Raw genomic sequence first — 11,799 nt, 5'->3', positions numbered from 1 at the left:
TCAGGTTTGCTAATTGTTCCTGAATATTAGCTTGAGTAGAGAGTTTTTCAGATTTTTCCCATAGAGCGTTAAAGATACTTTTATCTGTCTCGACAACTCTTGTTTGATAGGAAATATAACCTGATTCTGTTTGACCATTCATAGTTCTTCTCGCTGTAAAAGAATTTCTGGGAACAGATAAGTTTTCACTAATCAATAGGTTAGTATCATCCCAACGATAGCCTTCAATATCTTTGGCTTTTTCCTGACAAATCCAAGCAACTTCTATGCGAGAGTTAAGTTGTTCCTGAATCACCTGTAAATGCTTTGGAGTCGGAACTTCAGGAAGAATAAAAACTCGTTGAATAGAAATCCCTCTTTTGATTAGTTCTTGGTTAACTTCCCAGAATTTTTGACCAAGGGGATTATCCCACCAGATGCAATCTGTCATGGAGTGAATAGCCAAGATTCGAGATTGACTTTTAGGATCAATGTGTTTGAGTAGTTGAGCAACCTTTTCTAAACGGGATTCGCCGCTAATTTCAATGTTAATTTCAGGCATAATTGTGTTAGTCAAAATTGTGCCATCAAGGAGGGTTAGATTATTTTCATCTAATTTAACATCGGTCAAGTTAGCTCCCGTTAAATTAGCTTTGCTCAAATTGGCATGACTTAAATCGGCTCCTGTTAAATCAGCATTAGTTAAATTAACCCCCGAAAGATTAGCCTTACTGAAGTTACATCCCATCAATTTTGCATCGGAAAGATTGGCCTCACCATCCATTAAATTGACTTGGCTGAAATTCAGTCCATGAAAATCTCGTCGGCCAATTTTGTACAAATATGTCAATTCTTTTGTGCTATGAATATCGGGGTGATATTCATCGGGTGCATAAACGGCAATCATCGCTTTGACGTAGGCGAAAAAATAAGCCTTGAGAATATTTTCATGGGTGTGGATGGTAATAACTTCTTTACCATCATACTCGACCGCCACCTTGACAGTTACGTCTCCTTGTTGACCTTTTTTTAAGTTGGCCAAATAGACAGATTTAAGGTCATGTTTAATTTCAACTAAATGAGCTATAGCCTCATTAAAAGCAGTAAAAAGTGCATCTACTGAACCTTTTTTAAAGGCTGATTCAGTGTAACGCTCTTGGGTTTTTGTATTACATAGGATAACTGTCGCAGCAGTTAAATTGTTATTAGCACAAAGAATTTCAAAGTTCTCAATTTTCCAGCCTTGAAAAAGCAAAAGATTATCTTCAAAGAATAAGTTGTGTTGAGGCTCGTTTTCTAAAAGCTGATTGAGTTTTACTTTTTCATTTTCCATTGCCGCTTTACCGAGATTTTTGAGAGTTCTTTCGATAGATGCTGGCGAGGTATCTTCCCCTAAAAACTGTAAGAATAGGGAAGGAGAACCCACAAAAGGATACCCACTGGCAATGAATTCTCGATCTCTGATGGTGATAATACTTTCTAGGCTATACTTTCTGGCAATCTCAACTTGAATTGCCGTTTTTAAGTTAACGTTAGGATATTTTTCTAGGTCAATGTCTTTCAAGTTAACTTGACCGACGTTAATCTTACTCAGAAGTTCAATGATCAAACGATTGGCATATTCTTGAGATTTCAGATTTTTGATATTATGCCAAATTTTGATTAATCCCATTTCCCCAATGTAAGGATTAATTTTTCCCTCTAAAACAAGTCCCATAACCCTAGTAGCTTCCCTGTTAAGAGTCGTCTGATTTCGTAATAAAAACTCTTCAATCAGATCAGCATCAATTAAGACTTTTGGAGCTTGATAAGTATTTTCTTGGGATTGAAATATTGCTAGATTTTTGAGAAAAAAGTCAATATCTACATCAGAGTGAGCAGCAATTTTGTCCGAAATTTTATGCAAACTAAGCTTAATTTCGTATTTAAAAAAATCGTCAGAACCTACATCATTGCCCAAATCTAAAAGCGTTTTTATTACTTGAAGCTCAGAGATTTGAGTTGCTTGAGATTCAGGATAGTATTGTCCTATTTTTCTGATAATCCCCGCCCGGCGATCTCTATCCTTTTCATTTTTTAGTTGAGCTAACAATACCAATACATCACTTGTGTCAAGATGGGGACTGGCCAATTTTGTTACGTCCAATAAGTTTTCAGTTTTCATTTGAAATTAATCTCCTCAAAAATGGGCTAGTTTTCAGTGTTCTGATTCTGTACTAATTTTGTCTGAGGCAGATCGTTCTAATTCCGAATTCTCTACGTATCTGCTTGTCAAAATATCGTTAATGACGCAATAACCTTTCTTGAAAAGAATCCTTCTTAGGGAAGTAATTCCCACCCGCTCATCTAACTCAAGGTAATCCTTAAGATGGGATCCTAGATTTTTGTTGAAATCCGCGTTTAGATTTTTTTGGCTATGATTGAACATTTTAGCCAGGTCATCGGCGGAATAAAGTCCTGTAGCCGCCCGATAAAATATCTCCTTATATTTATCAGATAGGGGTTCGATTTCTTGCAATAAAGCTTGTAGCTTGGGTATATCCAAACCACAGTTTCTTGCCTGCTTTTGGGCATCACACAGTGACAGTGATGGATTTTGGGGATCAGACGAGGATCGAGATCGAGGTCTAGAGTTTGCCATAAAAGATATCCTTGCATAAAACATCTGGTCGGATGACTTTTCAATCTTAAGGGAACTAACATAGGTCGCCTGTAGTCGCCGATACTTTTTAAAATACGGCATTGTTAAAATGGTCGATTGCAATAATAACCGGAGAGTTATATTGCTTCTGAGATAGTCCCATAAAACCAAAAGAGAAATCAACCAATAATTATTGCCCAAATCCTCCCTTATATCGCCAATTCTCGACAGGGAATTCTATCCTCCAGAATCATCGTAGCCATTTCATAGGTAAAAATCTCTAAGTGTCCCCATTCAGGAGCTTTAAAACAAAAATCTTGGCCCACCTCAACGACTCGCTCTAGCCATTGTCCCATAAAGTCAATTTTGAGAATAGCTGTTTTTTCTGTGCGGTTTACATATACACAGTTGATAATTGCTTGATTAACAGTTGCATTCGACATACCATTCCCCTCCATTTCTGCAATACGGGATGAACGTTATGTATGTACGATAATTCAAAATTCTGGAATTGAAAACCAATAATTATTGCAAAGTTAAACCAACAATTATTGCATCTTTGAGCCAACAGATATTGCAAAGTTAAACTAACAATTATTGAATCTTTAAACTAATAATTATTGCAAAGTTAAACCAATAATTATTACAAATTTAAAGCCTAAAAAAGTATCAAAGTTACAACTTTTATTGGATGACATAGAATAACGTTGCTTGATATAAAAGAGGTGTATAATTTCACAAATGTTATGAAAACTAACGACAAATTTAATCTCAAAAAGAATCTGGGGTTACTCTTGATTCTAGCCGGACTCTCTGTACCGCTATATGCAGGACGGCTGCCAGAAGCAATTAATCCGATAACGATTGCCCATCTGTACGTTAATGTAGGGTTAAAGTTAATGCACAGCGAAAAAAAAGGAGACTAAATGATGGTTAACATAGACAAGGGGCTTAAGTCCCTTGTTATCAATAGGTGACAGTTTAAATCTCAAATAGAATTGCTATATGTATGGTGGGCAATGCCCACCATCTGTTATTATTAGGGGTAGATAGGGTCTTCCTAAAAACTAATCAAGGATTCAAAATACGTTCGCGGTGGTAGGGTTGCTTAAAAATGTTAGAATCCATGCAAAAAACACAATCTCCTTTAGCTTTGGCCCCTGCGTTGGCAGCTGCTATTAAACGAGGCGAAGAAGCGAAGAAGCGGTTCCTATCTAAGCAAGGCGGAACCTTAACCAGCACCGAGGTTTGTAGTGTTTTAGCCTGTAGTTCTTTGGAATTAGAAACTATGAGGCTCAATCATCGGGTCTTAGGTTTATGTGTCAACGAGGAATTAGTTTATCCTGCTTGGCAATTTATTGATGGCAAAGTTTTGTCAGGTTTAGACCAAGTGTTAGCCGTTTTAAAAGAAGATGGTGCTTGGACACAAATGCTCTTTCTGCTTACGGGTGATATTCGTTTAGAGGGAGCAACCCCGCTAGAAAAACTCCAAAAGGGAGAAATCGAGCCAGTGGTTTGGGCCGCTAAGTGCTACGGGAGTCATAGCGCGGCGTAATGGGTTTGCCTCCTTTTCCCCTCCCACCAGACGATTTTAGTCAGCGTCAATTGCCCGTCATTGAAACCCCAGGCCCCTGGCTAAGATTAAATAAAACCGGACACCTTTCTAGTCTTCATTTTGACCGCAGTGGTAGCGGTCGTTTCGATGGGCCAAATCAGGGCTATGGGCTTCTCTATGTGGGTGATGAGTACAGTACCTTTATTGAATGTTTTGGACGAACATTTGACGGAGCCGTAACCGTTACAGCCCTAAGAAATAGAAATCTTTTTAGAATTAGAAGCGATCGCACTTTAGTGTTGGCCGACTTAACGGGGCCGGCCCTTGTTCGCATAGGAATAGATGCCCGCATTTCTTCTGGTGATTATGAATATTGTCGGACTTGGGGGCAGGCAATTTGGGAACATCCCCAAGGAGTAGATGGGATTAGATACCGTTCTCGTCATGATGATAGTGTCTATTCCGTTGGGCTTTTTGATCGGGTTAGAAACCATTTGCAAGAAGACAACTTAGGTAATTTATACGATGATAATTCATCCTGTTTAGGTGAAATTTTGGAGCATTATGATTATGCTCTTATTCAAGAATAAGTATCTTTTTGCAATAGGTGCATCTCATTTTTGTCAATCTACCAATTGGGATTTTTACGGGGAAACTCTCTTTTAAAATCGGGCATTACTTCCGATTTTATCACTCAACCCAAGCCTTTGGGGGGTTCTACCCCCCAAGCCCCCCGTTGGGGGCGTGGCGCCGCCCCCAAACCCCCCGCGCATTAGCTTTTCGGTGGGATGCTTACACGCGATTGTTCATATTTTTGTACCAATTTAAGAGTCACTGATAAGTGCTGATTGTCGGTATTTCTGCAAATGTGAGATGCACCCTTTGCAATTAGACGCAATCTCCCCTATTCAGAACGGCCAAGTGTTAGGGAATTTTCTGTTAAGTTAATAGCAGCCCACTCGTCGCAAAACTTCACTGATCACTGATTACTGATCACTGATTACTGATCACTGATCCTCTTGCCCTATTTTGGTAAAATCAACTATAATGGGGAGAAGTTAATCTTTGCCAAGCTTGAGCAGAGTTAAACTAATCCCTCAGTGAGCAAGCAATTGAATCCTATGCTTAAAATTGCCCTTTTTGGAACCAGTGCCGATCCTCCTACTGCCGGTCATCAAGCCATACTAAAATGGTTATCGGAACAGTACGATATCGTTGCGGTTTGGGCTGCCGATAATCCCTTTAAAAATCATCAAACCAGTCTCGAACATCGTCTGAGGATGTTAAATTTGCTCATCCGGGATATTCAACCCCCAAGAGATAATATACAACTGCGACGAGAATTAAGCGATCGACGTAGCTTAATTAGTGTGGAAAAAGCGCAAACAATTTGGGGAGAACAGGAGGAATATACCCTAGTCATTGGTTCTGATTTAGCTGGACAAATTAGGCACTGGTATCGTAGCCAAGAATTACTAGAAAAAGTCAAAATTCTTGTGATTCCTCGTCCAGGATATCCTATTAATCAAGATGATATTGAACAACTGCAAACATTAGGGGGTGATTGTCTGATTGCCGATGTCTTTGCTCCAGCTGTATCCTCAACAGATTATCGAGAAAAAGGCGATAAACAGGCTGTTCCCGCACCGATTAAAGATTATATCGAAGGTCAAAAACTTTACGCATGAAACCGCAAAATACCCTAGCTAATAAATCTCTAGCTGATTTTAAAGTGGGAGTTGATAACGTGATCTTTTCCGTTGATACCCAATTAAATCGGCTGCTAGTGCTTCTGATTAAAAGACGGGAAGAACCCTTTAGTAATTACTGGAGTTTACCCGGGACTTTAGTGAGAAATGGGGAATCACTGGAAACAGCGGCCTATCGAATTTTAGCCGAGAAAATTAGCGTCAATAATCTCTATCTGGAACAGTTATATACTTTTAGCAGTCCAGAGGGAGATTCCCCGGCAGCGGCCGCGAGTTTTGGGGAACGTTATCTATCGGTGAGTTACTTCGCTTTAGTGCGGTTTGAAGAAGCAAAATTAATCACTGAACGGGATTATAATATCACTTGGTATATGATTGATAAAGTGCCAGATTTAGCCTTTAATCACGGTCAAATTTTAGAATATGGCTGGCGAAGATTACGCAATAAAGTAGAATATAGTCCCGTCGCTTTTGAGGTTTTACCAGAATTATTTACTTTAAATGATCTTTATCAATTTTATGAGACAATTTTAGGTAAAAATTTTAGTGATTATTCTAACTTCAGAAATCGGCTATTGAAATTAGGATTTCTCAAGGATATGGGTTTAAAAGTCTCTCGTGGTGCCGGTCGTCCGGCTAGTTTGTATCGCTTTGATGAAAAAGCTTTTGCTCCCTTTAAAGAGCAACCGTTAGTTTTTGTTTAAATAGGAAAAAATATGAGAATTGCTATCGCTCAATTAAATCCCATTGTTGGAGATATCGAAGGAAATGCCCAAAGAATTTTAGAGGCCGCTCAAACGGCATTTAATCAGGGAGCAGAATTACTTTTAACCCCGGAATTATCCCTCTGTGGTTATCCTCCCAGAGACTTATTATTAAATCTGGGTTTTGTGGAGAAAATGTCTCGACAATTGCAATTATTGTCCCAACAATTACCAGAAAAATTAGCCGTCTTAGTCGGTTTTGTCGAAAAAAATCCCTCGGCAACGGTCAGAGGAGAAAAGCCGTTATTTAATAGCATAGCTTTGTTAAAAAGTCAAGAGATTAAACAAATTTTTACTAAACGTTTATTGCCTACCTACGATGTTTTTGATGAGGATCGTTACTTTGCTTCTGGGAAAGAAAGTCAATATTTTCAACTAACAGAAAATAATGTAAAAATCGGTGTAACTATCTGTGAAGATGTTTGGAATGATGAACAATTTTGGGGTCAGCGTCAATACGCGGTTAATCCCATCGCCGATTTAGCTAATTTAGGAGTGGATTTAATCGTTAATCTTTCCGCTTCTCCCTACAGTGTCGGTAAGCAAAAATTGCGAGAATCTTTATTATCCCATAGTGCCACTAGATATAATTTACCTATAGTTTATGTCAATCAAGTGGGAGGTAATGATGATTTAATTTTTGATGGTGACAGCGTGGCTTTTAACAGACAAGGAGAAGTGATTTATCGCGCCCAAGCATTTACTTCTAGCCTAGAATTAATCGAGTTTAATCAAGATTTGTTACCCGCAGTTATTCATCCTTTACCTGTCAATGAAGATGAGGAAATTTATCGAGCCTTAGTCTTAGGAGTGCGAGATTATGTGCAGAAATGCGGTTTTAAACGGGTAATTTTCGGCTTGAGTGGTGGCATTGATTCCAGTTTAGTTGCTGCTATTGCCAGCGACGCATTAGGTAAAGAAAATGTTCTCGCTGTGATGATGCCTTCTCCCTATAGTTCCGACCATTCCATTAGCGATGCAGTGGCTTTAGTTAATAATTTAGGTATCAAAAGTGAGAAGTTAGCAATTAAAGAAATTATGACCGCTTATGATCAACTTTTAGAGCGGCTTTTCGCTGGGACTGATTTCGGTATTGCCGAAGAAAATCTTCAGTCACGCATTCGCGGTAATTTATTAATGGCTCTCTCTAATAAATTCGGTCATTTACTATTATCCACTGGCAATAAATCAGAAATGGCGGTGGGATATTGCACCCTTTACGGTGATATGAATGGTGGTTTAGCAGTGATTGCCGATGTGCCGAAAACGAGGGTTTATTCCCTCTGTCGCTGGTTAAATCGGCACGGGGAAATTATTCCCCTCAATGTGATTAATAAAGCTCCTAGTGCTGAATTAAAACCCAATCAGAAGGATCAAGATTCTTTACCTCCCTACGAGATTTTAGATGCTATTTTAGCACTATTAATCGATCGCCATCAATCCGCCGAACAAATTATTGCCGCCGGCTTTGAGGCTGAAATTGTGCAGAAAGTGATTAAATTAGTTAAAAATGCCGAATTTAAGCGCAAACAAGCCCCTCCGGGCCTAAAAATTAGCGATCGCGCTTTTGGCACTGGTTGGCGAATGCCCATCGCTAGTCGCTGGGGTTAGGGGGTTTTTCAGTTATCAGTTATCAGTTATCAGTTATCAGTTATCAGTTATCAGTTATCAGTTATCAGTTATCAGTTATCAGTTATCAGCTATAGTCATTTCAATTAAGATTGAGAATATAAATGCCAGAGTTCATAAGGTTTTCATCGGTCTAGAGTGGATCAGAATTATCTGAAATGACTATATCAGATGTGAGTTATCACTAACCCAGGCGGGCGTTGGGTTTCATACTTCAACCCAACCTACGTTCTGATTACTGATTACTGTTTACTGTTCACTGAAAGGGGTATTCGTGAGAGAGGAAGGGTAAAGGGATTAATTCTCCTGTTGCCTCGCCGATTTGTACTTTCAAACCCTCTCCTCCCGCTTTTGTTTTCACATAACCCAAGCCAAAATCCTCCAGCACACTGGTGAGTAAACCGACTTTTTGCGCTTCTAAAATAATCGGGGTATTGCTGGGGACGGATTGGCTAAGTTTTATGCCCCAAAGTCTTTGTTTTACGCCTTTATAGGTGTTGAGACGGGCGATAGTTTCTTGACCAATATAACAACCCTTATCAAAAACGATCGCTCGCCATAAACCGGCCTCTAAAGGGTTATAGTCTTCGGTTAATTCTCGATCGACTGCCGGTCGGCCTTGATGGATTCTCAGGTATTCCCACACCTGCTCATCGGCGGGAGTAACGCCATTTTTAATTAAATTTTCCCAGAGGGGACCGGCTTCGGCGGCGGCAACGATTAAAGTATATCCGGGTAGGTCTAAGCCGGTACCGACGGCCAGTCTCAGGGCGGGTTCAGAAAGGAGATAATGACTATGCTGCACCCCCGTTAAAATCTGCTCTGGAATGGCGATTTTTTGCAGGTATTGCCCGCTTTCAGTACCGATTAGGGTAAAAATGGCAAAATTATCGGTTAAGTCGCTAATTTCCACTTTATCGAAGGGGAAAATATAGCGATCGATCAATTCCAGTAAAAATTGACGACGTTGGGGAGAAACGAGGATGAGGAGGGAATCATCGCCGGCGTAAACTGTGACAAAATCGAGGGTACGACCGGTAGAGTTAAGGAAAATTGTCTCACAACCCTGACCCGGTTTCAGGCGATCGATAGCGTTACTGGTTTGATTGTGGAGAAAACGCAGTCGGTCCTGGCCTTTTAATTCTAATAAACCCCAATCGGAGCGATCGATTAAAATTGTTTGGGATGCTAAACTTTGGGGATCATTGTGGTAATCTTTCAGAAAATTAGCGGCATACTCTGCCTTGATCGTGTCTAAATCTGCTTTCATTGGGGTAAATTAGCGAATAATTGCTTAATAATGCGCTCGGTTTTCGTTTCCAAACTCTGCCAATCTAGTTCACCGGTGGGGTCGAGGAGACTGGTATCGATGGTGACGCTCTCTCCTTCATCGGTGGGATAATCGAGAAAACAGACTTGAAAACAAAGTTCCCAAATATTTACAGTAACGGAGCGATCGAGATAAGTCAAACAGAGCAGATAACTGGGATAGGGATCTTGAATTTCTGTATAAGTTCCTTTCCAGAGGGAATTTTCTAACTGTTTACGCAGATTATCCAGCACCCGAATAAATGCCGGTTGCATTAATAATTGTGCCTGTTCCCAAGCGGTAATATCTTTAAATTTTGGATTCATCTTATCAGTTATCAGTTATCAGTTATCAGTTATCAGATTTGAGGATTAAGTGGGGGGATCCCCCCTGCCCCCCTTGATAAGGGGGGATCTGACAATTTTTAACACCCACCTACTTATTAAGTGAGCAATATTAAATAGACAAAGACATACATTTCAGCCCTAGAACTATTTTGTTTAACTCTTGGAGATGTCTAATGGCATTAACAGTGCTGTCTTTTCACTGTTTACTGGTTACTGTTTACTGATCACTGGTTACTGTTTACTGATAACTGATAACTGATTTAGGCTGTTACTAGGGTTGCTTCCTTAGCTGCCATCATTTTCATCAGGTCTAACATCCGGCAGGAGTAACCCCACTCGTTATCGTACCAAGAGACGACCTTAAAGAAATTGGCATTAAGTTGAATGCCAGCTTTAGCATCAAAGATACTGGAATGGGGGTCGGTGATAAAGTCACTCGATACCACTTCCTCATCGGTATAACCGAGGATGCCTTTCATCGGTCCTTCGCTGGCGGCTTTCATAGCGGCGCAGATTTCCTCGTAACTGGTGGCTTTTTCGGTTTTAAAGGTTAAATCCACCGCCGAAACGTTGGGAGTTGGCACACGGAAGGCCATCCCGGTTAATTTGCCTTTTAGGGAAGGAATAACTAGGGTTACTGCTTTTGCTGCTCCCGTGGAGGAGGGGATAATATTTTGACCAGCGCCGCGACCACCGCGCCAATCTTTTTTCGATGGACCATCAACGGTGGGTTGAGTGGCGGTCATCGAGTGTACCGTGGTCATTAATCCTTCCGCTAGTCCGAAGTTATCGTTAATAACTTTGGTGATCGGGGCTAAACAATTGGTGGTACAACTAGCGTTAGAGACGATCAGATCCTTAGCGGGATCGTACTCATTATCGTTAACGCCCAGTACAATAGTACGAACTTTGTCGGGATCTTTGGTGGGTGCGGAGATAACCACCCGTTTGGCCCCAGCTTCTAGGTGTTTTCCTGCCCCTTCCGCGGTGGTAAATAAACCGGTGGACTCGACCACATAATCGGCCCCGGTTGCACCCCAGGGCAGTTGAGCAGGGTCTTTAATCGAGTAACAGGGGATAAACTTACCATCCACGACGATGCCATCTTCTTTCGCTTCCACCGTACCCTGAAAACGTCCGTGGGTGGAGTCGTATTTGAGCAGATAGGCAATATTATCGGGGGGGACGAGATCATTGATACCAACAAACTCGAAATCAGGATTTTGGATACCCGCCCTAAAAACGAGGCGACCGATACGACCAAATCCGTTGATAGCGACTCTTACTTTTGTCATGAAAAAAACTCCTTTGCAGCTGCGATAAGCTTAGGCACGATCAAGAAAAAATAATTTGAGAATTGATTGGCCTCTAGAGAATCACTATATATGCTAATCAGCTTTTGTTGCTCGCTAGATGAAGTATAGAAAGATTTTAAGTTTCAGTCCTTCCAAGATAAAAAATCATCAATTTGCTATCCTAGTCATCCCTACCACCGGCATCGAGAAAACCTGATTAGGCTCTTCCCGACAAACGAGAAAGCAATTTTATAGCCTTTTAGGACAAGCTGACATTAAAAAATAATTAAAAGTTTTTTGAGAATTATTGCTCCCTAAGTTAAGAAGACATTAATTTTCCTTTAAAAGCTATTTAAAAACCCCGCCAGACTGACATAAATTCTCCTGGCCGGATTGGCAAAATATAGCTTATTTTAATAGTTTTTTGCGCCCCAAAAGGTTAGACTCTTGATTACAGTTTGAAAACTGACCGAGGGTTAAGTAGCTGGTTATAATTAAATTAAAAATGGATTTTAGGTTCGATCCCCCCTTAGTCTCCCCTTGATAAGGGGGGTGGGGATCCCCCCTTAGT

The 11,799-nt window shown here is 40.4% G+C and carries 12 protein-coding genes; 6 read left to right on the top strand and 6 right to left on the bottom strand.

Annotated features, from left to right (window positions below; all coding sequences use genetic code 11):
* The 3 genes from PX482_RS12270 to PX482_RS12260 all read right to left on the bottom strand — a co-directional run.
* The coding region (locus PX482_RS12270; RefSeq protein WP_288122482.1) for a pentapeptide repeat-containing protein at positions 1-2,143 on the bottom strand (2,143 nt) is incomplete at its 3' end.
* 33 nt (positions 2,144-2,176) lie between these two features.
* Positions 2,177-2,620: a hypothetical protein gene (locus PX482_RS12265; RefSeq protein ID WP_288097121.1), complete on the bottom strand. Its 444-nt coding sequence runs from the start codon at positions 2,618-2,620 to the stop codon at positions 2,177-2,179.
* A 209-nt stretch (positions 2,621-2,829) separates the two neighbouring features.
* Complete coding sequence (locus PX482_RS12260; protein ID WP_159294138.1) at positions 2,830-3,063, bottom strand: DUF1830 domain-containing protein; 234 nt, start codon at positions 3,061-3,063, stop codon at positions 2,830-2,832.
* A gap of 303 nt (positions 3,064-3,366) precedes the next feature.
* Here PX482_RS12260 and PX482_RS12255 point away from each other — a divergent pair, with 303 nt between their 5' ends.
* From PX482_RS12255 to PX482_RS12230, 6 genes are all read left to right on the top strand, one after another.
* Positions 3,367-3,546, top strand: a complete 180-nt coding sequence (locus tag PX482_RS12255) for a hypothetical protein (RefSeq protein WP_045362503.1) — start codon at positions 3,367-3,369, stop codon at positions 3,544-3,546.
* Positions 3,547-3,734: 188 nt separating this feature from the next.
* Positions 3,735-4,175 (top strand): hypothetical protein, encoded by a 441-nt coding sequence (locus tag PX482_RS12250; protein ID WP_288097125.1) that lies wholly within the window; start codon positions 3,735-3,737, stop codon positions 4,173-4,175.
* Positions 4,175-4,765: an RES family NAD+ phosphorylase gene (locus PX482_RS12245; RefSeq protein ID WP_012266366.1), complete on the top strand. Its 591-nt coding sequence runs from the start codon at positions 4,175-4,177 to the stop codon at positions 4,763-4,765. Before PX482_RS12250 ends, PX482_RS12245 begins: the two co-directional genes overlap by 1 nt.
* 531 nt (positions 4,766-5,296) lie before the next feature.
* Positions 5,297-5,863 (top strand): nicotinate-nucleotide adenylyltransferase, encoded by a 567-nt coding sequence (locus PX482_RS12240; protein WP_002757316.1) that lies wholly within the window; start codon positions 5,297-5,299, stop codon positions 5,861-5,863.
* Positions 5,860-6,588, top strand: a complete 729-nt coding sequence (locus PX482_RS12235) for an NrtR DNA-binding winged helix domain-containing protein (RefSeq protein ID WP_002757314.1) — start codon at positions 5,860-5,862, stop codon at positions 6,586-6,588. Before PX482_RS12240 ends, PX482_RS12235 begins: the two co-directional genes overlap by 4 nt.
* 12 nt (positions 6,589-6,600) lie before the next feature.
* Positions 6,601-8,259, top strand: a complete 1,659-nt coding sequence (locus tag PX482_RS12230; RefSeq protein WP_002757312.1) for an NAD+ synthase — start codon at positions 6,601-6,603, stop codon at positions 8,257-8,259.
* 274 nt (positions 8,260-8,533) lie between these two features.
* Here PX482_RS12230 and ygfZ read toward each other — a convergent pair whose 3' ends face one another.
* The 3 genes from ygfZ to gap all read right to left on the bottom strand — a co-directional run bounded on the left by ygfZ (position 8,534) and on the right by gap (position 11,228).
* A complete protein-coding gene (gene ygfZ, locus PX482_RS12225; RefSeq protein ID WP_288023452.1) occupies positions 8,534-9,547 on the bottom strand; it encodes a CAF17-like 4Fe-4S cluster assembly/insertion protein YgfZ in 1,014 nt (337 codons plus the stop codon).
* The gene (locus PX482_RS12220) at positions 9,544-9,912 is read right to left on the bottom strand and encodes a hypothetical protein (protein ID WP_002743680.1); all 369 of its coding nucleotides are present in this window, start codon (positions 9,910-9,912) and stop codon (positions 9,544-9,546) included. The genes ygfZ and PX482_RS12220 overlap by 4 nt, the downstream gene beginning before the upstream one ends.
* Positions 9,913-10,193: 281 nt before the next feature.
* Positions 10,194-11,228, bottom strand: a complete 1,035-nt coding sequence (gap, locus tag PX482_RS12215; RefSeq protein WP_002757308.1) for a type I glyceraldehyde-3-phosphate dehydrogenase — start codon at positions 11,226-11,228, stop codon at positions 10,194-10,196.
* Between the last annotated feature and the right edge of the window lie 571 nt (positions 11,229-11,799).

This window comes from Microcystis sp. M53602_WE12 (genome assembly GCF_030065455.1).
Classification (GTDB): domain Bacteria; phylum Cyanobacteriota; class Cyanobacteriia; order Cyanobacteriales; family Microcystaceae; genus Microcystis; species Microcystis aeruginosa.
Note: the sequence above shows the minus strand (reverse complement) of the source record. Positions and strands in the feature narration are given on the sequence as shown.